The following is a 26,484-nucleotide window of genomic DNA, read 5'->3' as shown; positions in this document are numbered from 1 at the left end:
GAGGGGAATGTAATGAAAGAAAAATTTGCTCGTTGGCATATTTTGTTTTTACAATATGCAAAACGCGATTATAAGAAAATTATATTTTGGGTAGTTGGTTTAGGCGCTTTTTCAGGAGCCTATGTGCCAGCATTTGAAGAAATCGCAAAAGGCTCTGGCCTAATCGGTATGTATGAAACAATGCAAAATCCGGCAATGATTTCAATGGTCGGGCCTACGCCTGTTTCCAGTGCTGCTGATTATACGCTTGGAGCCATGTACTCAAATGAAATGTTACTTTTTTGCGGCTTGTTCGCCATGATTGTTTCGGCGCTGCATGTAGTAGGGCATACGAGAAAAGAAGAAGATTTAGGGTTAACTGAACTTGTGCGTTCGTTTCAAGTTGGTCGCCAGTCCAATTCGCTAGCAGTTATTTTGGAAACGATTGTTATCAATGTTCTTCTAGGCGCGTTTATCGCTGTTATGATGATGAGCTTTGGCGCGACAAGCATTACACCAGGCGGTTCGATTCTATTCGGGGCGTCAATTGCGGCAGCTGGCTTAATTGGGGCAGTTATTGCCTTGGTTATGGCACAAATTATGCCGAATTCATCGAGCTCGACAGGTGCATCACTCGGGATTGTAGGTCTTTTGTATATTTTGCGTGCTGGAACGGATGTCGCAAATGTTGATTTGTCCATGCTAAATCCAATGGGGTGGACATATTTAACCTATCCTTTTACCGAAAATAATGTGTTGCCGCTTTTATATGCTTTGATTTTTAGTGTTGTGATGATTGTGATTGCTTTTGCGCTTGAACAAAAGCGTGATATGGGAGCAGGCTACTTGCCAGAGCGAGAAGGGCGAGCTTCGGCGAAAAAATCTTTACTTTCTGTACCGGGTCTATTTTTCAAGATTAATAAAGGTGTAATTATTGGTTGGTTGATTGCATTTGTCGTGATGGGAGCAGCTTACGGCTCAATTTACGGCGATATGCAGACGTTCCTTGAAAGTAATGATGTATTGAAACAAATGTTTACACAAACGGGCGTTTCTATTGAAGAATCATTCACCGCCACTATCATGATGGTGTTGGTCAGCCTCGTTGCGATTCTGCCAATTGCGATTATAAACAAACTTTTTGTGGAAGAAAGTAGGCTTCGCTTAAGTCAACTTTATTCGACGAAGGTAACGCGTGCTAAATTGTACTGGACATCGGTTTCGCTCGCAATTTTATCGGCAGTAGCTGGAATTTTCCTTGCAGTTAGTAGCCTTGGTGGTACAGCAATTTCTGTGATGAAAAATAATTCCGTCATGGATATGGGTAACTTTTTAGCAAGCGGATTTAATTTCTTGCCAGCAGTACTCTTTTTCGTTGGTCTGGCCGCATTTGTATTCGGCTTTGCGCCTAAACTTGGTAAACTAGTCTATGTTTACCTTGGTTATTCTTTTGCGCTCAACTATTTCAGTGGTATTTTAGATCTGCCAGACTGGTTCCTAAAAACGGCTATCCAAAGTTTTATCCCACAAATGCCAATTGAGAGTTTTGATGCTCCGACATTTATTACTATAACTGTCATCGGGTGTGCGCTCATTATTCTCGGATACTTTGGTTATAAGAAACGGGATTTAATTGAAGGGGCTTAAGTTGTAAGAAGGTGAGGAGTGCTCACCTTCTTTTTTTATATTATAATAGAAGAAAGATGAATTTTGGAGGAGTAAAAATGCTTTTTGATACGCATGTACACTTAAATGATGACGCGTTTAATGATGATTTAGAAGATGTGATTAAACGTGCGAAGGAAAATGATGTGACAAAGATGGCGGTTGTTGGTTTTAATCGTAAAACAATTGAGCGTGCGCTTATTCTGGCGGATAAATATGAGTTTATTTATTTAATTTTAGGATGGCATCCGACAGATGCAATTGACTTTACGGATGCAGATTTAGAATGGCTACGCGAACTGACGAAGCATCCTAAGATGGTTGCGCTAGGCGAAATGGGGCTTGATTATCACTGGGATACATCGCCTAAGGAAGTCCAGTTTGAGGTTTTTCGCAAACAAATTCGACTGGCGAGGGAAGTCAAGTTGCCTATCGTCATTCATAACCGCGAAGCGACAGAAGACATTATCCAAATTTTGAAAGAAGAAAAAGCGGAAGAAGTTGGCGGAATCATGCATTGTTTTGGTGAAACGGTAGAAGTTATGGAGGCGTGCCTTGCGATGAATTTTTATATTTCTTTTGGTGGAACGGTAACTTTTAAAAATGCGGCATTACCCAAAAAAGCTGCGGAAGCTATACCAATTGATCGAATTTTAATTGAAACAGATGCGCCTTATCTCGCTCCGCACCCTAATCGAGGCAAAAGAAATGAACCCGCTTACGTCAAGTTGGTTGCCGAAAAAATTGCTGAATTGAAAGAAATGAAATATGAAGATATTGCTACAGCAACAATGGATAACGCTATAACGTTATTTCAGCTTGACTTTTAATTGTTATATTTTTGTAACAAAAGCGCTGGTCTGTAATGAATTCTTAAGTTTATTGGATACGAGGGGGTGGGATTTGTCCGCATCCCCTGATTTTATGCCTAAGTCTTGAGTCGTAGTTTTTTGACATCTGATTGACATAAATAGAATGTATAGCAAAATGAAAAAACAAGAATGGCTTTATATCAACGTTTCCATTAATATATTGAGAAAATGTGAACAAAGTATCGATAAAATTGACAGTTCTTTCCTCCCTTGTATATAATCACTAGCGAGTAGAAAGGGGAGAAATATATGACCATGGAAAACAGCAGTAACGTAGACCAACCGTCAAAATGGAAATTACCGATTTTGATTGCAGGATTTGTTATTGTAGTAGCACTGGTTTTTTATTTCGTTTTCGAAGGAACAAAAAACGATATCACCATTTTAAATGCAGGTAAAAAAATTGAAGCAAAAACACATGCAGCTACAGTTGGTGAAGCTTTAGATGAATCAGGAATTAAATTAGGTGCGCACGATGAAGTGTCACCGTCTAAAAATACAAAAATTAAAGATGGTATGGAAATTAAGTTTTCTAATGCCAGTCAAGTGAATATTACTGATAATGGTAATGAAACAAAAGTGTGGAGTACAAAGGCAACGGTAAAAGAATTGCTTAAGGATGAAAATATTACAACTCGTCCTCATGATGTTGTTAATGTGGCACTTGATACGAAATTGAAAGACGGTTTAAACATAAAAATTGACCGTGCAATTAAATTAGTATTACAAAATGGTGCGCAAAAAGAACAAGTATGGTCCACAAAAGCGAACGTTGGCGATCTTTTAGAGGAGAAAAATATTAAACTTCAAAAAGATGACCGAGTTTCACCAGCTAAACAAACTGCCTTAAAAGAAGACATGGCAATTTTAGTTACATATGTAGATAAAAAAGCAGAAGAAAAAACCGAGAACATTGGTTTTGATACAGTTTATAAAAACGATGCTAGTCTTAAAAAAGGTGAAACAAAAGTTATTTCTGCCGGTAAGTCTGGCTCTAAAAAAGTGAAATATGAAATTGTTTTAGAGAACGGTAAAGAAAAAGCACGTAAACGTATTAGTGAATCAGTTATTACGAAAAGTGAAAACCAAATTGTTGCACGTGGAACGAAAGAAGTTCAAACAGTTTCTGTTAGTCACTCAAGTAAACCAAAAGCATCAAGTGTAAATCGCTCTTCTAATGTAGCGGCTCCGAGTGGTGGTAAAACATTCACGATGCAATCAACTGCCTATACGGGTGGTGGAAGAACAGCTACAGGCATTAATCTAAGTGCTAATCCTGGCTTAAAAGTAGTTGCAGTTGACCCAAGTGTTATTCCTCTTGGCTCGAAAGTTTGGGTAGAAGGATACGGCGTTGCAATTGCTGGAGATACAGGTGGAGCTATTAAAGGGAATATCGTTGACGTTTATTTCCCAGATCACGGGTCTTGTGTAAACTGGGGACGCAGAACAGTTACAGTACGTGTTTTATAAGAAGCATTTTAAGCGAAGTCTAGCGAAATAGGCTTCGCTTTTTTTGTGGGCTATGGTATGATAACTTTATTGATTTAAAAAAGGACGTTAAAAATGGAAAAACCAATTATTCAAGAAATTATCGTTGTGGAAGGTCGTGATGACACAGCGGCAATCAGTCGGGCGGTAATAGCCGACACGATTGAAACAGGCGGCTCGGCAATCAACCAAAGCATTTTAGAGGAAATTAAACACGCCAAAGAAAAGCGCGGAGTCATCGTTTTTACGGACCCTGATTTTCCGGGAGAAAAAATTAGGAAGACCATTGAGGCGTATGTTCCGGGATGTAAACACGCGTTTATTGAGCGTAAGGATGCGTTGCCAAAACACGGACGGGGGCTTGGTGTGGAGCATGCAAGCGTTCAAGCTATCCAAAACGCGCTTTTAAGCTATCAAACGCATGTGGGAATTGGGGCTGAAACGCTAGTGCCGCACGAAAAAATCATCGCCTCAGGGCTCTTATTTGGCGCTGGTGCAAAACGACGTCGTGCAAAACTGGGTGATATTTTACGAATTGGTTATACAAACGGCAAACAACTTGAGGTGCGATTAAAAATGTTCGGCATCACAGAACTGGAATTTGATGAGGCACTAGAGGCCGTTTTACAGGAGGAAAAAAATGGATAAAGATATTGCGACCCCTATTCGAACGACTGAAATTTTAAAGAAGTACGGTTTTTTGTTTAAGAAAAGTCTTGGTCAAAATTTTTTGATCGACTCAAATATTTTGCGACGAATTGTTGATACGGCTGATGTTACAAGTGAGACAAATGTTATCGAAATTGGTCCAGGTATTGGGGCGTTAACAGAGCATTTGGCGCGTTCTGCGAAACAAGTGGTTGCATTTGAAATTGATCAAAGGCTCTTGCCGATTCTTGCGGATACGCTCTCGCCGTATGAGAATATATTTGTCGTGCATTCGGATATTTTAAAGGCTGATGTGCTTACTGTAATGCGCGAGCAGTTTGAAAATCCAGATGCGCCACTTAGAATTGTTGCGAATCTCCCGTATTATGTTACAACACCCATTATTTTACAGCTTTTACACGAAAAAGTTCCTGCTGAGTCTATGACGTTCATGTTGCAAAAAGAAGTGGCAGAACGCATTAGTGCTAAGCCTGGAACAAAAAGTTATGGCAGTTTAACGATTGCGATTCAGTTTTATATGAAAGCAGAGCTCGCGTTCATCGTACCCAAAACGGTTTTCATGCCACAACCAAATGTGGATTCTGCCGTGATTCATTTGGTGAAGCGCGAAAAACCAGCCGCTGAAGTAAAAGATGAGGCTTTCTTTTTTGAAGTCACCCGTGCAGCTTTTGCTCAAAGACGTAAAACGTTATGGAATAATTTAGCATCTAAGTTTCCTGAATTAAAGGCGCGAAAAACAGAATTAGAGGCGCGTTTTTTGGAGCTTGAGATAGATTTATCAAGACGTGGTGAAACATTTAGTATTGTTGAATTTGCTAAAATTAGTAATGAATTACAACTTTTTATAAAAAATGATTAATTTTTCATAAGAAAAGAGATATTGCTGTTGACATTGTGCTATTTCATTGATAAAATATTCTGTTATTGATTTTCTCCTTGCTTTATGTTATAATTTTATTTAGTGAGGTGGAAAATAATGCCAAAAACCATTGCAAGCATTAAAAAAAGCCTAGACGAGAGACTAGGTAAAGCTTTAACATTGAAAGCAAACGGAGGCCGTAAAAAAACGATTGAACGTTGCGGTGTTTTAGCAGAAACCTATCCATCCGTTTTCATTGTTGAACTAAATCAAGATGAAAACAACTTTGAAAGAGTGTCTTACAGTTACACGGACATTCTAACAGACGCAGTCGAACTTGAGTTCACAGACGACAAGACAGAAGTCGCATTATAATGAAAAGCAAGCCGAACCAAACAGGTTCGGCTTTTTGCTTGGACTCTTAGGAAGCGTAGTTTGCTTCCTTAGAGTCCAAGTATGAACTTGGGTCAAGCGACCTAAGTTCGAGCCATATCTTCTCTTAGGAAGCGTAGTTTGCTTCCTTAGAGTCCAAGTATGAACTTGGGACAAGCGACCTAAGTTCGAGCCATATCTTCTCTTAAGAAGCGTAGTTAGCTTTCTTAGAGTCCAAGTATGAACTTGGAGCAGAGACCTAATTTCTAAGTTCGAGCCGTAAATTCTCTTAGAAAGCGAAAAAGAGTCCAAGCGTTTGTGGCAGTGCGCAGAATAAATGCTATTTCAACTTCTTAGAAAACAAAACTTATTGCTGTTCTCCAAAATCCGCGTAACTCAATCATATTTCAACTACATATTTCTTCGTGCATATGATAAAATAAACAAAGAGATTTTAGAAGGATGTACGGAGGCCGGAAAAATGAAAATAACGATAAAGGCGCCAGCGAAAATCAATTTATCACTCGATGCCCTGCATAAACGCGAAGACGGTTATCACGAAGTGGAAATGGTTATGACGACGATTGATTTATCGGACAGCTTGCAATTAGAACTTCTTCCCGAAGACCGAATTGAACTAGATGTAAAAGCGCACTTTATTCCTGATGACAAGCGTAACCTAGTGTATCAAGCCGCACAGCTTTTAAAAGATAGATACCAAGTGAAACAAGGCGTTAAAATCACCCTTGATAAGCAAATTCCAGTTTCTGCGGGATTAGCCGGGGGGAGCACAGATGCGGCAGCTACATTGAAAGGGTTAAATAAACTTTGGAACTTAGGGCTTTCTTTAGAAAAATTAGCCGATTTAAGTGCCGAAATTGGCTCGGATATTGCGTTTTGTCTTTACGGCGGGACAGCGCTTGCCACGGGTCGCGGTGAGCTAATTGAGCGGCTTAATCGCATGCCCGGGTGTTGGATTATTTTGGCAAAGCCGAATATCGGTGTTTCAACCCCGTCTGTCTACAAGGAATTACGCGTACAAGAAGTGGATCATCCTGATACGAAAAAAATGCTTGCGGCAATTTCTGCAGGCGATTTAGATGGTATCTGCAGTTCGATGGGGAATGTACTAGAAAGTGTTACGCTAGAAAAAAATAGTCAAGTGAAACAATTGAAGAAAAAAATGCTTGAATTTGGTGCCGATGCAGCAATGATGAGCGGTAGCGGGCCAACTGTATTCGCTATTGTAAAACAGCATTCGCGCGCAAAACGTGTGTATAACGGATTAAGAGGTTTTTGTGATGAAGTATATATGGTACGACCATGGTCATATGACGAATAGAATAGAGGAGGATTAGGATGAAACTCATTTTTAATGCAGATGATTTCGGAATGACAAAAGGGGCTGTGTATGGCACGTTAGACGCGTATAAGCACGGTGTTGTGCGTTCGACAACAATGCTTGCAAACGGTCATGCGTTTGATTTAGCGGTTGAAGTGGCGAAGGAAAATCCTGGGCTTGATATAGGTGTTCATCTCGCGCTTACATTTGGAAGCCCAGTTTTAAAGGACCTAAAGACGCTCGTGAATTATGAGGGTAGGTTTTACCGGAACGTCGGTGAGTTGTTACAAAACGCACCTGACTTTAGTTTAGAAGAAGTAGAGCGCGAACTCACGGCGCAAATTGAAAAAATTAAGGCAACGGGCATTCCGTTCACACACTTTGACGTACACCATTTGCTTGAACCACATATTTACGAGGTACAACATCGCTTGGCAGAAAAATATGGAGTTAGTGTGCGCAGAAGTCTGCCAGATGTGGACTACAAACGTCTCAAAACCACAGACCTATTTGTAAATGATTTCTACGGCGAAGGGGTTGACATGGCAATCATTCGTAAAATTGTTGAAGCACACAAAAATACGGATAAAGTTATTGAAATTATGACGCACCCAGCGTTTATGGACGAGGAATTATTGGCGTTATCATCTTATACGGATAAACGTATGAAAGAAGTCACGCTACTCACATCAAAAGAACTACAAAATTATTTAGCACAAGAGAATGTTACGCTAGCTAGTTTTAGAGATTTGCAGTAGCTCTTTTAAGTTGTCAAGAATTGCGAAGTCTTTTATAATAAAGAAAAATACGTACAAAGATTTTGTTTTTTGATTTAATATACGGAGTTAAAGGGAGAGAGTTTATGAAAATTCGGCGTAGTGAACGTTTAATCGATATGACAGAGTTTTTATTATCACATCCGCGCAAATTAGTGCCGCTAACGATGTTTGCTGAACGTTACAAATCGGCGAAGTCATCGATTAGTGAGGACTTAGTTATCATTAAAAAGACGTTTGAAGATCGTGGAATTGGTACACTTGAAACCGTTCCGGGAGCTGCAGGTGGCGTGCGTTATATTTCTATTGCTGGAAATGCAGATGTGCTTGATTTTGTTCAAACGTTATGCAATCGTATTGCTGAGCCAAATCGTCTTTTACCGGGTGGCTATTTATATTTATCTGACCTCTTAGGTGAACCTGTGACGTTAAAAGCAATTGGGAAAATTTTAGCAACTAAATTTAATGATCAGCCTATTGATGCCATTATGACCGTTGCGACCAAAGGTATACCAATTGCGCAAGCTGTTGCGGAACATTTAAGTGTGCCATTTGTTATTGTTCGTCGTGATAGCAAGGTGACAGAAGGCTCCACTGTAAGTATCAATTATGTATCGGGCTCGACAAAACGGATTGAAAAAATGGAATTATCAAAGCGCAGTTTGGCAGAAGGCTCAAACGTTCTGGTTGTTGATGATTTCATGAAAGCAGGCGGAACGGTTAACGGGATGAAAAGCTTGCTTGAAGAATTCAATGCAAAACTAGTTGGCATCGCGGTCTTAGTTGAATCAGAATACGCGGAAGAGCGGTTAGTTGATGACTATGTGTCGCTTGTTAAAATTAAAAATGTAAATGTAAAAGAAAAACAAATCGAAGTGGTGGAAGGTAATTATTTCACTGTCAAATAAATTAATTGGAGAAGGCCATTTTTAAGGGCTTCTTTTTTTTTCTGTGCCCGCGCATTTTATTTAAAAGTTACATAAAACGCACGTTTTCTTAGAAAGAAATCGGTCTGGGGCTGTACGTTGTTTGTGTGGTTTTGTGGTAGAATGTATAAATATTGTAGAATTACATAGTTGATAGAGGAGGAAAAGAATTGAAAAAATGGATTATAGCAATTATTGTCATCGTAGTGATTGGTGGTGGCGTAATTTGGTTTTTAAATAAAGGTGGCGAGAAAAAAGCAACTGATACGAGCGACTTTGTAACGACAAAAGTAAAACAAGGGGATATGAAAATTAACGCGACTGGAACGGGTGCAATCGTGCCGCAAAATAAACAGTTCCCAGATTACGACGAACTTGAGTTTCAAGCGCAAATGGATGAACTAGATATTCCGAATATTAAAATTGATCAAGTTGTTAAAGTGACGGTTACGGCGCTTCCTGATAAAACTTTTACCGGGAAAGTCAAAACAATTGCTGACCAAGGGCAGGCGCAAAATGGTGTATCTTCCTTTCCTGTTACCATTTCTTTAGACAACACGGATGGGTTGAAATCAGGAATGACTGCAGACGCATCGATTTTAGTAAATGAGAAAAAAGATGCACTCTACGTTCCCATTGAGGCTGTTCAAAAAGATGACGACAACCGTTATTATGTTATGACACCAAAGAAGGAAAAAGAAGGTCGTACGAAAAAAGAAAAACAATTTGTTGAAACAGGATTGCATAACGAAGATAACATCGAAATCACGAAAGGTCTGAAAAAAGGTGATACTGTTATCTTACCTTCCCAAAAATCCACGACAACTGAAGGCGGCTTTTAATCAAGCGGAAAAGGAGGTAATAAGATATGCATCCACTTATTGAGATGAAAAATATCACCAAAACATATACACTTGGTGGCGAAACCTTTAAAGCGCTTGATGATGTGACTTTATCCGTTGATGAAGGTGATTTTGTCACCATTGTAGGGCCGTCTGGTTCTGGAAAATCAACGCTTATGAACATGATTGGCTGTTTAGACGTGCCAGATTCTGGTAGTTATCAACTTGACGGAGTCGATGTCTACCGCTTAAATGATAATAAACTTTCTGAAATACGCAATAAAAAAATTGGTTTCATTTTCCAGCAATTTAATTTACTAACAAAGCTTTCCGCGCTTGAAAATGTCGAACTGCCACTTGTTTACGGAGGTTACGGCTCTTCTACTCGGGAAAAAATGGCGATGGACTGCTTGAGCCGAGTCGGCCTCGCTGACAAAAAACGCAATCTGCCAACGCAATTGTCTGGCGGACAACAACAGCGGGTGGCAATTGCGCGCGCCTTGGCAACGGAGCCATCAATCCTACTTGCAGATGAACCTACAGGCGCGCTTGATTCCAAAACCGGCAAGGAAGTCATGGGTATTTTGCAATCCTTAAACGCAGCTGGAAACACCATCGTTATGATTACACATGATTTAGAACTCGCAAAATACGGAACAAAAAGTATTCGCATTCAAGACGGTCGTCTGTATAAAGAGGAGGTAAGCAAATGACAATCCTCCAAAGTATGAAGATGGCATTCAAGCAACTTAAAACGAGCAAGCTACGCTCCTTTTTAACCATGTTAGGTATTATTATTGGGGTTGCATCCGTAATTCTACTCGTTTCGCTAGGAAAAGGTGTCACGCAAGAGGTCAATGGGCAAATGGGTGACCTTGGTTCGAATTTAGTCACAGTTATGAACAATTCTATGAATCCAAACGATAAAATTTCTTATGATGATGCGATGAAGTATCAAGGGATTAGCGGTGTCAAAAGTGTTTCGCCTGAACTTTCTGGTCAAGTGAATGCCGCTTACGATTACCAAAATAAAAATGTGAAAGTTATCGGCACAAATGATCAATACAAAGGTGCTCGTAGTTTAGAAGTTGAAAATGGGCGCTTTTTACTACCAATTGATGTGGAATACGGACAGAAAGTGGCGGTATTAGGTCCTAGCGTGGCTAGTGATTTATTTGGATTTTCTGATCCAGTTGGAAAAACTATCCGTCTAAATGGTCTGCCGTATAAAGTGGTCGGTGTTCTAGAAGAAAAAGGCGCCTCCATGATGGGTTCAAGTGATGATCAAGTGTTCATTCCTATTATGGCAGCGCAGCGGATGTTGAAAGATACAAATGTACGCACGATTTACGTAGAAACTGATTCCGCGGAGTCCGTTGATTTTGTTGTAAACACACTTGAATCACGACTTTCTATTCAGTTGAATGATAATGAAGAAGACACCTCCTCGCAATTAGGTCCAAAATATCAAGTGATTAATCAACAAGAGATTTTAAATGCCTTTAATACCATTAGTAACACACTTACAACTGCTTTAGGTGCTATTGCGGCCATTTCATTAGTAGTAGGTGGAATTGGTATTATGAATATCATGCTTGTTTCCGTTAGTGAGCGAACTCGTGAAATTGGAATTAGAAAAGCGCTAGGAGCGAAAAAACGTGCGATTCTAACGCAATTTTTAATTGAGTCTGTTGTGATTAGTGTAGTGGGTGGTGTAATTGGAATAGTAATTGGTGCTAGTGGCGCCATCATCTTTGGCAGTGTGGCAAATATTCCTTCCGGTGTCACGGCCGGAACAATTATATTCTCTTTTGTATTCTCGCTTTGTATAGGCGTTATATTTGGTATTGCACCAGCAAATAAAGCAGCAAAACTTCGGCCTATTGATGCACTTCGGTCTGAATAAATTTTAAAAGGCATAGGTGATAATCGTTTTTAAAGTGGTTATCATTTTATGTCTTTTTTGTATAGAGCTGTAAAAATATCTACCTAAAAAGTATAAAATTCTACGAAAGGCTGTCTTGTCATCTATTTTTAATATGTTTGTTACAGAATGAAAGAGAAAACACTTTTGAATTCTTACTGTTAAAGTGGGTTTTGCGTTAAAAGTCTCTTATATCAATGGTTTCGATGTTTCATTTCTTCTGCTCCCCCAGTGAAAAATTATTTTATTTGTGAATTGTTATCGAAATAATTTTGTTTTAAAATTGTACACACAAAAAACGATAACTCTAAGGTGTTAAATGTTTATCAAATGTAAAACGGGATAAAAACAGCGTTTACTAGCTATTTTAGTATACTTTTAAAAACCTTTTTTAAAACAATTCGTTTTGTCAATGATTATTAATAGGATAGCCTATGTTTTTGAATCGAATTCACAAAGTTGTCAAATTTTTATTTTTTTATTATTATATGTATAGGGAAATTAGAGGTGCCTGGTGAAAAAGTGAAATCTCGATTTTCTTGGTTAGCTTTCCGAAAGACTTTTAGACTTCGGAAAAAAGTATTGCAACTAGAGTTTAAGGTGGTGAAGAAAATGGAAATTACAGATGTGAGATTACGACGTGTTGAGACAGATGGAAGAATGAGAGCAATTTCTTCAATCACGATTGATGGTGAATTTGTTGTTCACGACATTCGTGTCATCGATGGCAACGATGGACTTTTTGTCGCAATGCCAAGTAAGCGAACTCCAGACGGAGAGTTTCGGGATGTCGCACATCCAATCAATTCAGATACACGCGCGAAAATACAGGAAGCTGTACTCGCTGCGTACGAAGTGGCTGATGAACCAGTTGCATCTGAAGTAACTTCTGCTGATGCAGAATAACAAAAATCCCTGAAAATTAGGAACTAGTGAGTGAAACGGACAGAGGGGGATACCTGTTTCTGATACCGCAAGCGAACCATCCTTTTTTGTAAAGGGGCAAATGGGATAAGGAGTGACGGAAATGCAAGTAACAGATGTGAGATTACGCCGAGTTGAAACTGATGGAAGAATGAGAGCAATTGCCTCAATCACTTTAGATGAGGAGTTCGTCGTGCATGATATTCGTGTTATTGACGGAAACAATGGACTTTTTGTCGCAATGCCAAGTAAACGTGGTGTTGACGGGGAATTCCGTGATATTGCCCACCCAATTAACTCTGATACACGTGGGAAAATTCAAGACGTTGTTCTAGCTGAATATGAGCGCGTTGGCGAAGAAGAAGCGAATGAAGTATCAGAAGAAGTGGAATCAGAATCAGTTTCCGCTGAATAAAATGGATTTAATAACCCGAGCTACTCGTTAAGAGTAGCTCTTTGTTTGTAGACAAACTTAATGTTTAAGCAAAATCAGACTGATGAAAAATGATGAGATTCTAGGCAGAGCCGAGTACCGAAGTGGAGCGTACTTAGGTGCGTGATGACTGAAAACAGGGAAGGCATAGTTTGCCTGACCATGTGAGAAGTTATGCGGAACGCGTCAAAACGGAGACGCGGGCGAACGAAGGGGGCCGTTTTTTCGTCGGTCTGAGCTCTTTTTTGATTAGCAAAACTATGTTATACTAATTTTAGACAACTTTTTGAAAAGGGGCTTTATAAAGTGAGTAATTTTACAAACATAGTACGAATGCTAAATTTACTTAAAAGTAGCTCATTAAAGGGACAAGTTTCGCCTTTTTTAAAACAATCGCTTTACCAGAGGAATGGTAAGGTTTTTTTGCGTTGCTTGTAACCTTGAAAAAAAGTAGGTTTTACGGTATCATTTGGTGTGGAAGAATAGTGGTAATTGGAGGTCTTTTTATATGACGAATCAATATGCAATCGTGCTTGCAGCGGGACAAGGCACACGTATGAAATCAAAGCTTTATAAAGTGTTGCATCCAGTTTGTGGGAAACCAATGGTTGAACATGTCGTGGATCAAATCGCGCAACTAAATATGGAAAAAATAGTTACAATTGTTGGACACGGAGCAGAAGAAGTCCGTGAACATTTAAAAGATAAAAGTGAATTTGTTAAGCAAGAAGAGCAGTTGGGGACGGCGCATGCCGTTTTACAGGCGAAAGACTTACTTGCCGACCTTGATGGTGTTACAATCGTTGTCTGCGGAGACACGCCGCTTATCGAAAGTTCCACCATGGGGGCGCTTATCAAGTACCACTCAGAAAAACGCGCAAAAGCGACAATTTTAACAACACAATTAGAGGATCCAACTGGTTATGGTCGTATTTTGCGTGATGATTTAGGAATCGTTGAACGCATTGTAGAGCATAAAGATGCTACTGAAAAAGAACAACGCGTGCAAGAAATTAACACAGGTACGTATTGTTTTGATAATCAGTCGCTTTTTGATGCGCTTTCTAAAGTTTCAAACCACAATGCGCAAGGCGAATATTACTTGCCAGACGTGATTAAAATCTTAAAAGATGCAGATGAAGTGGTTGCCGCTTATCGTATGGAAAACTTTGAAGAGTCACTCGGCGTGAATGACAGAGTCGCTTTGTCAGAAGCAAGTCGATTGATGAGAAATCGCATTAACGAACGGCTCATGCGCGCAGGTGTAACACTCGTGGATCCTTCAAGCACGTATATCGATGTAGATGTTGAAATCGGTCAAGATACTGTCATAGAAGCGAATGTCATGTTGCGCGGGAAAACAAAAATCGGAGAAGATTGCTTGATTACGAGCGGTTGTGACTTTGATAATGCGATAATAGGTGATCGCACCATCATTCGCTCCACTGCTATTGAAGACAGCAAAGTTGGCGATGATGTCCAAATCGGACCGTATGCGCATCTTCGCCCAGAAACAGATGTAGAGAACAACGTCAAAATTGGCAACTATGTAGAAACTAAAAAAGCTACTGTTGGGGAAAATACGAAGTTACCGCACTTCATTTATATGGGAGATGCCGAAATCGGCAAGAACGTAAATGTAGGCTGTGGTTCGATTTCTGTCAACTACGATGGTTTCAATAAATTTAAAACAAAAATTGGCGACAACGTATTTGTCGGGTGCAATTCCAATTTGATTGCGCCAATTACGGTTGGAGATAATGCTTATATTGCTGCTGGCTCCACACTGACCGATGACGTTCCAGATGGTTCACTTGCCGTTGGACGAGCGCGTCAAGTAAACAAAGAAGGCTACGCTAAAAAAATTGTAGATAAGTTTAATAAATAATTTTTTCAACCTTATTTTGAAGAAATATCATTTATATAAAAATTTGTGGAGGCTGATTATGTCAAACGATTATTTTGATCCAAAGTTGAAAATTTTTTCGTTGAATTCAAACCGCGCGCTTGCGGAAGAAATTGCGAAGGAAGTGGGAATTGAGCTAGGGAAATCGAGTGTAACTCATTTTAGTGATGGCGAGATTCAAATTAACATTGAAGAAAGTATTCGTGGTTGCCATGTGTATGTCGTTCAGTCGACGAGCAACCCGGTTAACCAAAATTTAATGGAACTTTTGATCATGATTGATGCACTAAAACGAGCTTCAGCAGCTACAATTAATATTGTAATGCCGTATTATGGCTACGCGCGCCAAGATCGTAAAGCGAGAAGCCGTGAACCAATTACAGCAAAATTAGTTGCCAATTTAATTGAAACAGCGGGTGCGACACGAATGATCACTCTAGATATGCACGCCCCGCAAATTCAAGGCTTCTTTGATATTCCAATTGATCATTTGAATGCCGTTCGCTTACTTAGCAACTATTTTAGTGAACAGGGCTTAACAGGTGATGATATTGTGGTCGTTTCTCCTGACCACGGCGGGGTGACGCGTGCACGCAAAATGGCGGACCGCTTGAAAGCGCCGATTGCAATTATCGATAAACGCCGTCCTCGTCCAAATGTTGCCGAAGTTATGAATATCGTCGGAAAAGTAGATGGTAAAGTTTGTATTTTGATTGATGATATTATTGATACAGCAGGTACAATTACCCTTGCAGCGAATGCGCTTCGTGAAAACGGGGCAACACGCGTATTTGCAAGTTGTACACACCCAGTATTATCTGGTCCAGCGATGGAACGTATCCAAGATTCTCCAATTGAGAAACTAGTTGTGACAAATTCCATTGACCTTCCAAAGGATAAATGGATTGATAAAATGGAACAGCTATCAGTCGCAGCTCTTCTTGGCGAAGCGATTGTCCGAGTTCATGAAAATGAATCTGTGAGCTCGCTATTTGAATAAAATGCAGTGAAAATGAGCAGAGTCTAATTTATAGATTCTGCTCTACTGCTATCAGGAGTGTTTTTTATGGCAGAAAAGCAAACGTTAATTCCGCGGTGGCAAAAATTGCTTCAACAACTGTACTCTAAAATGAATTTTATGAGCGGCGAAGAATTAGCTTCTAATTTGCAAGTGAATTCGCGAACAATTCGGAGTGACGTGAAAGCGTTAAACGCTCTTTTTTCTGCTGATGGAAATAAAATTGAAGCGGTGCGTGGAAAGGGATATAGGCTTGAGTTAAACGATGAAACCGCCTTCTTAGAATGGCTTGCGCCGTTTAAAGAGGAACGTTTTAATCTACACGTAATTCCGACGCTAGCCGAAGACCGTGTAGCGTATATTATTCGTTATTTGCTCCTTCAAAACGGCTTTACAAAGCTAGATACACTAGCTGAGGAGTTGTACGTCAGTAAATCGACCATTAATTCTGATATTTTAGATGTGAAGCGGAAGCTAGCAGAACATCATTTAACCCTTTCGAAAAGAGCCAGTTACGGGGTGAAAATTGAGGGATCCGAAGTAAATATTCGTTTTTGCTTCTCAAAATATCTTTTAAGTGATTCAGTAAGCCTACTTGTGAGCGAAGAAGAGCAAACCTTTTTTGGTGAAATTGATTTGCGGAAAATCCAGACGATTATTTTAGCGAGCCTTGAACAATATAAAGTGCAAATGACCGATATGGCGATTAAAAATTTAATCATCCATGTTGCTATTGCTGTGCGACGCATTAAAGCCGCGCAATATATCAACCAAGGAGAGCTAGAAGATTTGGAATTTAATATTCAAGAATTACGCGCTTCGCAAAAAATCATCCGCGAAATTGAAACGCTTGAATCCATCAAGTTCCCGGAAAGCGAACTAACCTATATTTTGTTACACCTCTGTTCAAAACACGTTTTGCAAAGCTATAACGGCTACCGTGAAATCATTATTGTAAATAAAATGCTTGAGGAAATCAAACGCCAATATGGCTACGATTTTTCAGCTCATCAGCAATTTATCGCCAATTTGGCACTACACTTAAAGCCTGCGGTGAACCGAATTAAGTTTAATATGAATATTCACAACCCGTATCTTGAAAATATTAAAACGAATTATCCGCTCGCCTTTGAGTTAGGCCTTGTTGCCCGAGAAGTTCTAGCACTCGAATTGAATCAGCCCATCAGTGAATCAGAAGTAGGGTATTTAGCGATTCATTTTCTATACGCGTTAAGTGATGCCTCAAAAGAAAGGAAAAAGCGCGTGCTACTCGTTTGCGCTTCCGGTATTGGTACTGCGAAGTTGCTAGAATCAAAAATTAAAAAAATATTCACTGAAGAAATCGACATAATCGGTAGCTATTCGCTTTATGAATATAAAACAGGTGACTGGCAAGCAGATTTTGTAATCTCAACCGTCCCACTTGGCGATTCGCTCGGCGAGTATGTGCAAGTAACACCCTTTCTATCTGAAATCGACATTCGTAACATTCGGAAACTCCTCCCAGAGGTAACCAGTGAAAATAACTTTGAGCAGTTTTTTTCAGCAAACTACTTTGAAGTTTTGGAAGAAAAGCACAGTAAAGACCAGATTCTCACATTGCTTGCGCAAAAATTCGAAGAGACGAGGAGCGTCCAAAAAGCCTTCCTAGAATCCGTTCGAGAACGTGAAGATATTGTGGCGACGTACCTAGGAAATGGATTAGCCGTACCGCATCCAATATTTGCCGATGTAAATGAAACTAAAATTGCCGTTTGTATTGCAAAAGAACCTGTCATCTGGAATGAGGACGGCGATGCCGCGCAAATTATTTTCATGCTTGCCATTAAAAATAAAGAGCAGGAGCATCTCTCGCAAGTATATGAAATGATAAGCCAAGTCGTTGAAACGCCAAAACTTGCAAAAGAAATAAAAAAAGTAACCAACTTCAATGAGTTTATCCGGATTTTAGCACGTTTAGAAACATGAGGGCGTAAAATGACTCTCATGTTTTTTGATTTCCGCTACTTTTTAATGGTTGCGGAAAAAGACTGCATTTATTTCCAATTAAGAAAGCGCTATATTTAAGGTATAGGAGGGAATGCACATGAAAAAATTCATTGAAAAATTAACATGGCTATCACAAAAATTAGGCAACCAAATACACTTGAAGTCAATGCGAGATGCTTTTGCCACAATTCTTCCATTTATTATGTTATCCGGTTTTATGGTTTTAATTAATAATGTCATCATCAAGCCAGACGGTTTTATGTCCAATGTTATTAGTTCAGCCACTTTAACAAAATGGCAGGAGCTAGGGACGAGTATTGTAAATGGAACGTTAGGAATTATCACCTTACTTATCGGTGCTTCCGTTTCATACTTTTTGGCACAAAATCGGAAATTTGAAAATCCCTTTGCGCCAGCGCTACAAACCATTGCACTTATCGTTATTTTTATTCCACTTATGACCTCAGTCGTGCCAGTTGGGGCGGAAAAAGCTGTCGAGGTTTCTGGTGTTATTCCGACAGCGCTTACAGGTTCAGCAGGCATGTTTGTTGGTATCGTGACTGCGCTACTTTCAACAGAAGTATTTATTCGACTTTCAAAGAGCGAAAAAATGAAAATTCGTATTTCGGGCGAAAGTGTACCACCAGCAGTTATTAAATCGTTTAACGTTTTAATTCCAACAATGCTTACAGTACTACTATTTGCGTTTGTTTCATTCTTAGTTAACCTAATCTTCAGTCTAGATTTATATTCCATTATTAGTGCAGTTATTCAACAACCACTCACGTTCTTAGTAACGAGCGTACCTGGTTTCCTTACGTTAATGCTAATTTCGCAAATGCTCTATTCCATTGGGATTGCAGGAAGTGGGATTCTTGGACCAATCATGGACCCTGTTTTACTTGCGAACATGCAAGAAAATATGACTGCCTTTGCAGATGGTACAACAATTCCGCATATCATCAACACAACTTTCCGTGATATTTTTGGCGTCATGGGCGGCGGTGGTAACACCATTGCATTACTTATCGCCATCTTTATTTGGAGTAAGCGAAAAGATTATCGTGAAATTGCTGGACTATCAGCGGCGCCAGGCCTATTCAACATTAATGAACCAGTTGTTTTCGGTCTGCCAATTGTTTATAACCTTAGCCTAATGATTCCATTTATTCTATCTACACCACTTTGCTTATTACTTGCCTATATCGCGACAAGTATCGGTATGATTTCCAAAGTCGTTGTACTCGTTCCGTGGACGACACCGCCAGTCATATCTGGGTTTTTAGCAACAGGTGGCGACTGGCGAGCGGCAGTTTTCCAAGTCTTTCTAATTGGTGTCTGTATCTTGTTATACCTACCGTTCCTAAAAGCAAATGATAATTTAAAAGCGTAGGAGCTGATTTTGATGAAAAAACTAATGTTAATGTGTAACGCTGGAATGTCAACCAGTGTTTTAGTGAAAAAGATGCAAAAAAGTGCTGCCGAACAAGGCGTTGAAATTGAAATTTGGGCAATTTCGGAAACAGATTTCGAAAAAAATTGGAGAAATGCAGATGCCATCTTACTTGGCCCGCAAGTAAGTTACATGAAAGATAAAGTCGCTGAAACAGTGGGCGACAAACCAGTAGATGTTATCGCTATTGTCGACTACGGACGAATGAATGGCGAAAAAGTTTTGGAACAAGGACTCGGACTTTTAGAAAAATAGTAGAAAGGAGTGTTTCATGTGGCAACACAATCTATTTCTGAACGAGTGGAAGAACTCTTGCAAAAAATGACGCTACAAGAAAAGTGTGGACAACTCAATCAGCGCTTATACGGCTGGGAAACTTTCGCTTGGAATGAAGATGACCAATTAACATTGACGGATACATTTAAAGACGAAGTGGAGAGATTTGGTGGAATTGGCGCGCTATACGGCCTATTTCGAGCAGACCCGTGGTCAAAAATGGATGAGTCAACTGGCATCCCTAGTAAAGAATCTGCGAAAGCAGCCAATTTGCTGCAAAAATATGTGATTGAAAACACGCGTCTTGGAATTCCTATGCTTCTTTCAGAAGAAGTGCCACATGGGCACCAGGCGATTGAAAGCGAGTCTTATCCGGTGAATCTTGCGAAAGGGGCTTCATTTAATAAGGAGCTTCAAAAACGAACGGCGGAAGCCGTGGCAAAAGAGATTGCGTCGAAGGGAGTCCATCTAGCTTTAGCCTCAGCGCTTGATGTTTTGCGAGACCCAAGATGGGGACGTTCGGAGGAATGTTTTGGTGAGGATCCGTATTTAGCTGCTGAGATGACGGAGGCGCTTGTTTCTGGTATGCAGAAGGAAGAGCGGATTGCCGTTGTACTCAAGCATTTTGCGGCGCAAGGTGAGCCGGTTGGCGGACACAATTCGGGGCCAGTTTCAATTGGTGAGCGCGAACTTAGAGAGATTTTTTTACCGCCAATGGTAGCTGGGAAAGCGGCGAAGGGTGTTATGGCTGCGTATAATGAAATCGACGGGATTCCTTGTCATGCGAACGAAGAGCTTTTGACGGATATTTTGCGTACGGAAATTGGATTTTCGGGTGTAGTTATGGCCGATGGTTGCGCGCTTGACCGACTTTTGATGCTCGGTGGAACAGAAGAAGTGGCCGCTAAAATGGCGCTTTCAGCCGGAGTAGATTTAAGTCTTTGGGACGAAGTTTACCCGCACATCGAATCGGCTTTTCATAAAGGGCTACTAGAGGAGAAAATAATTGACCGAGCGGTGCGACGGGTTCTCACCCTGAAATTTGAACTTGGCCTATTTGATAATCCTTATGTTGATGAGGCGGTTTTGGATGTTGATTTTCGGGAGTTGAATTTAGAGGCAGCCAGAGAAAGTGTTTGTCTGCTGGAAAACCGAAATCAAACGCTGCCTTTTTCAAAAGAAGTAAAAAATATTGCGGTCATCGGTCCGAACGCGGATGCGCTTTACAATCAGCTTGGTGATTATACGGCGCCGCAAAAGGCTGGGAGAGGTGTGACGGTTCTCGGCGGGATGCGACAAGTCGCGCCAGAAGGTGTTGTGATTACGTATGAAAAAGGCGCTGAAATTCGCGAGCGGATGCCAGAAAGTTTAAACCGCGCAAAAGAATTGGCGGCTTTGTCTGACCAGATTGTCCTCGTGCTTGGCGGCTCGAGTGCGCGCAATTTTGATATGGAATTTCTAAAAAACGGGGCAGTGAGTTCGAAGGGACCGAACATGGATGCAGGTGAAAATGTCGATGTGGCAAACTTAGAACTTCCAGAATGTCAGTTGGAACTCTACCAAACACTGCGCAAACTAAACATTCCGCTTACGGTTGTTATCATCGCTGGTAGACCGAATGCTGTTACGGAGATTGCGCAAAGCGCAGACGCACTACTCGTCTCGTTTTACCCGGGTGCACAAGGTGGCGTCGCAATCGCGGAGACGCTATTTGGATATAATAATCCATCGGCGAAACTGCCTGTTAGCATGCCGCGTCAAACGGGACAGTTGCCTGTATATTACAACCAAAAAGACGTCGTTTACCAAGAAGACTACTTTGACGAAAGCGGTGCCGCACTTTACCCGTTCGGCTACGGAAAAAGCTACAGCGAGTTTGAATATCGTTCATTAACCACAGAAAAAGCCATTCTTTCTGCGGAAAAACTTGAACAAGGTGAGCGTTTCACTTTGAAAGTTGACGTAGCAAACGTTTCAGCGCGCACTGGGAAAGAAGTCATCCAACTATACGTTCATGGCAGGTCTGGCAGTATCACTCGGCGCAAACGCGAATTGAAAGCCTTTTGCAAAATGGAACTAAAAGCAAATGAACATCAAACGATTTGCTTTAACATTGGAAAAAAAGAACTTGAAGTTTGGTCTAGTCAGAAAAAATACCAGATTGAACCGGGCAAGGTCGATATTTTCATCGGAAATGGCCGGGAAACCTTTTTAGAAACAGTGATAGAGATTGAGGAGGCTTAATTCATGGAAGGGATGGAACTAGCGTCGTTTGAAATTATTAGTTCAGTCGGCGCAGCTAGAAGTTGTATTATGGAAGCGATGCAACTCGCAAGACAAGGACAATTTAAACAGGCCTATGAAAAAATCGATGAGGCAAACGGTTATTTAAGTGATGGCCATAAAAAGCATGTAGAATTAATTCAAAAAGAGTCAAGCGGCGACCAGGTAACGGTAACCATTTTATTTATGCATGCAGAAGATCAATTTATGACCACCTATTCCTTGCGCGATGTCACCTATGAAATGATTGCGATTTGGGAAGAATTAAAAAAAGAACCGCATCCAGCATCCTAGTTAACTAGGATGCTTTTTTTGATGGTTCATCATGATGTGAAGAATGTATATTAGAAAAGGTTTATTTTATTCTGAAGCAAAAGCTAGTAGGCTTATTTGTTTCGTCGATTTTATTTGGGTTAGCACATTATTTTGTGGAATTTTCACTAGCATCAACAGTCTCTTACATGGCGGTCGGTCTATTTTTTGGTCTTGTCTATTTAAAAACAGACAACATCTGGTATACAGCAAGTATACATATCCTAAATAACTTTAGCTTCAGCATTTTAATCGCCTTTTTTTAGTGCGGCACCCATTGAGATGCTTGGCGTTAAACTATATCAAATCAAAAAAACCCTTTTCAAGTGGAGAAAGGGGCTTTTTTTTCGATTTTAATAATCCCGTGTTTCTACAATAACCGCAGTACCTGATGCTGTGACCATCAGCATACCGTTATCAGCACCAAGAACCTCGTAATCAATATCTACGCCGATAATGGCATTCGCCCCGAGCTGTTCGGCACGTTGCTCCATCTCGTGAATCGCCTCTTCGCGCGCCGCAATCAACTCATCCTCGTATCCTTGCGAGCGGCCTCCGAAGAAATTTCGTAAACCCGCGCCAATATCTTTGACGAAATTTACGCCAGTAATGACTTCGCCAAATACAATTTTCTTATACTCGACGATTTGTTGCCCTTCAATGTTTGGAGATGTTGTTGTAATCATATGTCAGCCTCCTTTATTTTTCTCTAGTGTAACTTGTTTTAGGAAGAAAATCAAAGGGCTTGGGGCATAATTAGACTTTGTTCTATAAGAGGAAAAATAAACAAGCATAGATCTAGTAATTAAGTCACCTCTAAAAATGGATTTTACAAGATTTATGCTTATTTTTTATTTATGTCCCAGACCTATTCAATAACCTTACGTTTTCTAGCTGGATAACTGTACAATACATAGCTAGATTTTGTTAGCTATTGGCATCACGCTTACTAGCCTTGTGATAAAGTACTTTTTTACAGTTCACAATTTAGAAATTACTTTCTTAAATCCTTCATATTTTTCCATAAATTCATCTCTTTCAAAATCAAAATCCCAGAAGGAATCATCTATATTTTTATCTATTTGAGAAGGTAACTCTTTTAATTCATTTCTATATCTTTCCAATTTCTCAATAGGCTCTTTTGCTAACTGCTCTAAAAATTGCCCATCCCACATCTCGCCAGCCAATGGATTATCCGAAATAAACTCTATAGCTTTTTTGATTGCCAGATCTTCTAATTCATGCTGAGAAAACATTGTATAAACATCATTTTCGTCTATTTCATCTTCAGTTTTATTTAACAATTCTTTTAACCAAACATCATATTTTTCAGTCGTAATAGGGAAATCATCACTCACATGATAAATCTCCTTTATTTTTTCAGCCATTTATCTATACCTCCAAATTCATTAAATAAGTCATCTATCTTTTTAAGACTATCGTTTGCTTTTTGTAATTCATTCTGAAGAAAGCTTCTAACATCTTTAGGTAGATTAGGATTTTGTAATGAGTTTTCAATACTTCTTTTTGAACCCTTAAGAGATTTATGGGTATTGAGCATCTCATCCAAATGATTCCAATATTTTCCGCACTCTCCCTTTTTAGGAACTGGATTTCCTTCCAAATCCCTCCTTGTTCCACTAAAATCACCATCAGTTAAATGATCATTAACATTATTATTTATCTTCTTTACACTTTTTTTCTGAGCTGGAGTTAGTTTATCCTCAACATTTTTTGGGCTCCTATCAATAGCCCCACTACCTCCCTTGGGGTTGGGAATGGGGAGAAAAAGGGTTTATATCTGTTTAGTGTAACACAATACGAGGCTTCATGCCTTCTCGCGTTTTGTTTTTAACGCTCTGCTCTACAGGTGATAAAGAGGGAGCGGATTTCTGTAAAAAGAATCACGATGAAAAAGGGGAATTGTTCTATTTGGATAGGATTTTTCAAATGTATGTAAGAAGCAACAATGATTATTACTGTGCTTTTGCGGAGTTTCTATACAAAGAATGCGTTTCTTTCGAAATGAACAGGGCTATTCATGAGGTTGGCGAAAACAAATTACATAACTTGGAGCTTGAAGGGGAGAACATGGGGAGCATAAGCATTCGTTCTCCTGATAATAACCATGAAAAAGACTCGCAGTGAGGAATACGACTGCGAGTCTTTTAAGTTTAAAAATTATATGTCCCTTTAATTAAATCAATCTTATATGCCTTCTCATCCGTATCAATCACTAAAATTTCCCCATCTACTTGAGAATCTATGATTATATCTTTTAATGGAACATGCCATTTCTCCTCTAAAGAATAGCTATTGAAAGCATAAACATCTATTTCACAAATGATAAAACTTGTATCCCTTATTACGTAAATTTCAAAAACTAAAGAATCTAGACAGGCACTTGTTATATCTTGAGTTTCAGTATCTACTGTATAAATATTTGTGTCTAAAGAAAACATACAGATATGATCAGAAACCATTTGAATAACTGGAAAATTCCCTTGGTCGTCACTTATCAAACCTATTTTCAAATCATTAACAAATTGTAGAATATAAAAAGCTCTACTCGCTTGTGCTTCTCCCCCTAATATTTCTAGAACTGGATATTCCATTAGTTCAGATTTAGTCCCTATTTTAAATAATTGATAATTTTTCCCCTTTAATAACTCCTCCATTATTTACCTCCATATATTTTAGCCGTTATTAACTTCTCATTATCCCAGATAGACTCAATTTTAACTGAGCCATTCGGACCAACTAAAAGCGACTCTCGCACTGTTCTACCATTATCTTGAACTTGTAATACGCTCTTCTTATCATTGAATGTCTTAGTTAGGTGTGTTTCTAAAATGCCTCTACCTGTTTTATTATCGAAAATACCAACACTATTCAATTGTTTTTCCATGGATACAGACCTGTCAATATTATGCTTACTACCTGTTGCCTTGCCAAATAAATAGTCGAATTTTTTTCCATAATCAGGTTTAATTGTTTTAGCAGTACTACTACCTCCCCTATACATCATACTCCCACTAATTGCCGCCAAACTCAAACCCACACTCGCAAGCGCATCCATTACACCCGCTTCAGACAGTTTTTCCTTCCCAGTCTTCTACATATGCCGAGGCCTTAGTGCACTATGACGGATAGGAGTTATCATGTCTTTCTTGCATACTTTTTGCGCTCGAAATAAACACGAAACGCCGAGTTTCGTGGCTCCCCTTATATATTTTGTTCCTTCAAATATGAATTAACTTGATTTTTATTAGCTGGAAATATTTCGTCATCAATTTCAACAAATTTTCCGTCTATTCCAGTGTACAAACACTCATCACAAAACTTTATAATCTGCTCTTTATCAATTGATGATGTTAATCTTAAATTACTATCATGGCAATTCGGACATATCTCATCTAACATATAACCACTCAAATCCCATACTAACGACGAAACTTGCCTACAGATATTTTCTTTATCCAAGCCTTGTTTTATTAAATCTTTATAATATTGTATGCCAACTTCAAAGTTATCATCGGAATGTCCTAGAATAAAATTGTTAGCTTCAAATTTTTCCATTGGCTCTAAATATTCTTCAGATATATACTTCGAAAATTCATGGTGATATTTATTTATAAAAGATATAAGGTCATCAAAAAAAATATTCAAGCTTTCATTTTGAAAATCTTTATAAATATTTAAAATTTCTTCATTCATTTTTTTCCCCCTATGGTTTTGGAATAGGAAATGTTGTTATGATATTCCCAGCTTTATCTGTTATGACTTTTATCCATGTTGTCGGTTGTCCACCTAAACTTGGTTTCACAGTCCCAACAACCTTACCAGTATCAACAACTCTTTCAAACCCGCCTGATTCTAATTCTTTAACAGGTGTTTTTATAACCAACTTAGATTGTAAGATATTTTTTAGTTCTATTCCACTAATAGTAAACTGTCCTGCATTTTTAGATGGATTAAAATGTCTGTCTTTAATATGTTTCATTCCAGCATTCTTTGAAGGACTGAATCGAGTTGGACCTTCAGCTAAATTAATTCTAGATTGTACTATCCCAACTCCACTGGCTTCCCTATACATCACACTCCCGCTAATTGCCGCCAAACTCAAACCCACGCCCGCGATCGCATCCATCACGCCTGCGTCAGACAGTTTTCCTT

28 protein-coding genes and 1 pseudogene are annotated in these 26,484 nt (G+C 39.4%); 22 read left to right on the top strand and 7 right to left on the bottom strand.

The features are described 5' to 3' along the window. The first annotated feature begins 12 nt into the window (after positions 1-12). From R8923_RS08365 to R8923_RS08260, 22 genes are all read left to right on the top strand, one after another. Complete coding sequence (locus R8923_RS08365; protein ID WP_485872323.1) at positions 13-1,626, top strand: ABC transporter permease; 1,614 nt, start codon at positions 13-15, stop codon at positions 1,624-1,626. A gap of 77 nt (positions 1,627-1,703) precedes the next feature. Next, positions 1,704-2,474 (top strand): TatD family hydrolase, encoded by a 771-nt coding sequence (locus tag R8923_RS08360; protein WP_485872322.1) that lies wholly within the window; start codon positions 1,704-1,706, stop codon positions 2,472-2,474. 291 nt (positions 2,475-2,765) lie between these two features. Next, the gene (locus R8923_RS08355) at positions 2,766-3,986 is read left to right on the top strand and encodes a resuscitation-promoting factor (RefSeq protein WP_485872321.1); all 1,221 of its coding nucleotides are present in this window, start codon (positions 2,766-2,768) and stop codon (positions 3,984-3,986) included. 93 nt (positions 3,987-4,079) lie between these two features. Further along, positions 4,080-4,652: a ribonuclease M5 gene (rnmV, locus tag R8923_RS08350; RefSeq protein WP_485872320.1), complete on the top strand. Its 573-nt coding sequence runs from the start codon at positions 4,080-4,082 to the stop codon at positions 4,650-4,652. Further along, positions 4,645-5,532 carry a 16S rRNA (adenine(1518)-N(6)/adenine(1519)-N(6))-dimethyltransferase RsmA gene (gene rsmA, locus R8923_RS08345; protein ID WP_485872319.1) on the top strand — a complete coding sequence of 296 codons (888 nt, stop codon included), beginning with the start codon at positions 4,645-4,647 and terminating at the stop codon, positions 5,530-5,532. Before rnmV ends, rsmA begins: the two co-directional genes overlap by 8 nt. A 117-nt stretch (positions 5,533-5,649) precedes the next feature. Further along, the gene (gene veg / locus R8923_RS08340; protein WP_088810770.1) at positions 5,650-5,907 is read left to right on the top strand and encodes a biofilm formation stimulator Veg; all 258 of its coding nucleotides are present in this window, start codon (positions 5,650-5,652) and stop codon (positions 5,905-5,907) included. A gap of 478 nt (positions 5,908-6,385) precedes the next feature. Next, positions 6,386-7,246: a 4-(cytidine 5'-diphospho)-2-C-methyl-D-erythritol kinase gene (gene ispE / locus R8923_RS08335; RefSeq protein WP_485872318.1), complete on the top strand. Its 861-nt coding sequence runs from the start codon at positions 6,386-6,388 to the stop codon at positions 7,244-7,246. 17 nt (positions 7,247-7,263) lie between these two features. Further along, complete coding sequence (chbG, locus tag R8923_RS08330) at positions 7,264-8,004, top strand: chitin disaccharide deacetylase (RefSeq protein WP_485872317.1); 741 nt, start codon at positions 7,264-7,266, stop codon at positions 8,002-8,004. Between the two features lie 104 nt (positions 8,005-8,108). Next, complete coding sequence (purR, locus tag R8923_RS08325) at positions 8,109-8,930, top strand: pur operon repressor (RefSeq protein WP_485872316.1); 822 nt, start codon at positions 8,109-8,111, stop codon at positions 8,928-8,930. A gap of 242 nt (positions 8,931-9,172) precedes the next feature. Next, positions 9,173-9,790: an efflux RND transporter periplasmic adaptor subunit gene (locus R8923_RS08320; RefSeq protein WP_485872429.1), complete on the top strand. Its 618-nt coding sequence runs from the start codon at positions 9,173-9,175 to the stop codon at positions 9,788-9,790. 26 nt (positions 9,791-9,816) lie between these two features. Continuing rightward, positions 9,817-10,503 carry an ABC transporter ATP-binding protein gene (locus tag R8923_RS08315; RefSeq protein WP_485872315.1) on the top strand — a complete coding sequence of 229 codons (687 nt, stop codon included), beginning with the start codon at positions 9,817-9,819 and terminating at the stop codon, positions 10,501-10,503. Next, the gene (locus tag R8923_RS08310) at positions 10,500-11,696 is read left to right on the top strand and encodes an ABC transporter permease (protein ID WP_485872314.1); all 1,197 of its coding nucleotides are present in this window, start codon (positions 10,500-10,502) and stop codon (positions 11,694-11,696) included. Before R8923_RS08315 ends, R8923_RS08310 begins: the two co-directional genes overlap by 4 nt. Positions 11,697-12,326: 630 nt before the next feature. Next, positions 12,327-12,620 carry a septation regulator SpoVG gene (gene spoVG, locus R8923_RS08305; protein ID WP_485872313.1) on the top strand — a complete coding sequence of 98 codons (294 nt, stop codon included), beginning with the start codon at positions 12,327-12,329 and terminating at the stop codon, positions 12,618-12,620. Positions 12,621-12,741: 121 nt separating this feature from the next. Next, the gene (spoVG, locus tag R8923_RS08300; RefSeq protein ID WP_485872312.1) at positions 12,742-13,053 is read left to right on the top strand and encodes a septation regulator SpoVG; all 312 of its coding nucleotides are present in this window, start codon (positions 12,742-12,744) and stop codon (positions 13,051-13,053) included. A gap of 526 nt (positions 13,054-13,579) precedes the next feature. After that, positions 13,580-14,959 carry a bifunctional UDP-N-acetylglucosamine diphosphorylase/glucosamine-1-phosphate N-acetyltransferase GlmU gene (gene glmU / locus R8923_RS08295; protein ID WP_485872311.1) on the top strand — a complete coding sequence of 460 codons (1,380 nt, stop codon included), beginning with the start codon at positions 13,580-13,582 and terminating at the stop codon, positions 14,957-14,959. 58 nt (positions 14,960-15,017) lie between these two features. Continuing rightward, the gene (locus R8923_RS08290) at positions 15,018-15,977 is read left to right on the top strand and encodes a ribose-phosphate diphosphokinase (protein WP_485872310.1); all 960 of its coding nucleotides are present in this window, start codon (positions 15,018-15,020) and stop codon (positions 15,975-15,977) included. A 66-nt stretch (positions 15,978-16,043) separates the two neighbouring features. Continuing rightward, on the top strand, positions 16,044-17,963 hold the full coding sequence (locus tag R8923_RS08285; RefSeq protein ID WP_485872309.1) for a BglG family transcription antiterminator: 1,920 nt from the start codon (positions 16,044-16,046) through the stop codon (positions 17,961-17,963). 118 nt (positions 17,964-18,081) lie between these two features. Continuing rightward, complete coding sequence (locus R8923_RS08280) at positions 18,082-19,377, top strand: PTS sugar transporter subunit IIC (RefSeq protein ID WP_485872308.1); 1,296 nt, start codon at positions 18,082-18,084, stop codon at positions 19,375-19,377. Positions 19,378-19,389: 12 nt separating this feature from the next. Further along, on the top strand, positions 19,390-19,692 hold the full coding sequence (locus tag R8923_RS08275; protein ID WP_485872307.1) for a PTS sugar transporter subunit IIB: 303 nt from the start codon (positions 19,390-19,392) through the stop codon (positions 19,690-19,692). A gap of 66 nt (positions 19,693-19,758) precedes the next feature. Then, positions 19,759-21,957 (top strand): glycoside hydrolase family 3 N-terminal domain-containing protein, encoded by a 2,199-nt coding sequence (locus R8923_RS08270; RefSeq protein WP_485872428.1) that lies wholly within the window; start codon positions 19,759-19,761, stop codon positions 21,955-21,957. 3 nt (positions 21,958-21,960) lie between these two features. Next, a complete protein-coding gene (locus tag R8923_RS08265) occupies positions 21,961-22,290 on the top strand; it encodes a PTS sugar transporter subunit IIA (protein ID WP_485872306.1) in 330 nt (109 codons plus the stop codon). A 47-nt stretch (positions 22,291-22,337) separates the two neighbouring features. Further along, complete coding sequence (locus R8923_RS08260; RefSeq protein WP_485872427.1) at positions 22,338-22,574, top strand: CPBP family glutamic-type intramembrane protease; 237 nt, start codon at positions 22,338-22,340, stop codon at positions 22,572-22,574. Positions 22,575-22,661: 87 nt separating this feature from the next. Here R8923_RS08260 and R8923_RS08255 read toward each other — a convergent pair whose 3' ends face one another. The 7 genes and pseudogenes from R8923_RS08255 to R8923_RS08225 all read right to left on the bottom strand — a co-directional run. Beyond that, positions 22,662-22,994 (bottom strand): putative heavy metal-binding protein, encoded by a 333-nt coding sequence (locus tag R8923_RS08255; protein WP_485872305.1) that lies wholly within the window; start codon positions 22,992-22,994, stop codon positions 22,662-22,664. Between the two features lie 294 nt (positions 22,995-23,288). Further along, a complete protein-coding gene (locus R8923_RS08250; RefSeq protein ID WP_485872304.1) occupies positions 23,289-23,696 on the bottom strand; it encodes a contact-dependent growth inhibition system immunity protein in 408 nt (135 codons plus the stop codon). Next, on the bottom strand, positions 23,681-24,058 hold the full coding sequence (locus tag R8923_RS08245; protein WP_485872426.1) for a polymorphic toxin type 28 domain-containing protein: 378 nt from the start codon (positions 24,056-24,058) through the stop codon (positions 23,681-23,683). The genes R8923_RS08250 and R8923_RS08245 overlap by 16 nt, the downstream gene beginning before the upstream one ends. Positions 24,059-24,482: 424 nt before the next feature. Beyond that, on the bottom strand, positions 24,483-24,986 hold the full coding sequence (locus R8923_RS08240) for a hypothetical protein (protein WP_485872303.1): 504 nt from the start codon (positions 24,984-24,986) through the stop codon (positions 24,483-24,485). Continuing rightward, positions 24,986-25,387 carry a hypothetical protein gene (locus R8923_RS08235; RefSeq protein WP_485872302.1) on the bottom strand — a complete coding sequence of 134 codons (402 nt, stop codon included), beginning with the start codon at positions 25,385-25,387 and terminating at the stop codon, positions 24,986-24,988. The genes R8923_RS08240 and R8923_RS08235 overlap by 1 nt, the downstream gene beginning before the upstream one ends. Before the next feature lie 146 nt (positions 25,388-25,533). Further along, positions 25,534-26,025 carry a hypothetical protein gene (locus tag R8923_RS08230; protein ID WP_485872301.1) on the bottom strand — a complete coding sequence of 164 codons (492 nt, stop codon included), beginning with the start codon at positions 26,023-26,025 and terminating at the stop codon, positions 25,534-25,536. Positions 26,026-26,035: 10 nt separating this feature from the next. Beyond that, positions 26,036-26,484 (bottom strand): annotated as a pseudogene (locus tag R8923_RS08225) (hypothetical protein); the annotation flags it as partial.

This window comes from Listeria tempestatis (assembly GCF_963575625.1).
GTDB lineage: Bacteria > Bacillota > Bacilli > Lactobacillales > Listeriaceae > Listeria > Listeria tempestatis.
The sequence above is the reverse complement of the archived record's forward strand: the minus strand, read 5'-3'. Positions and strand labels throughout refer to the sequence as shown.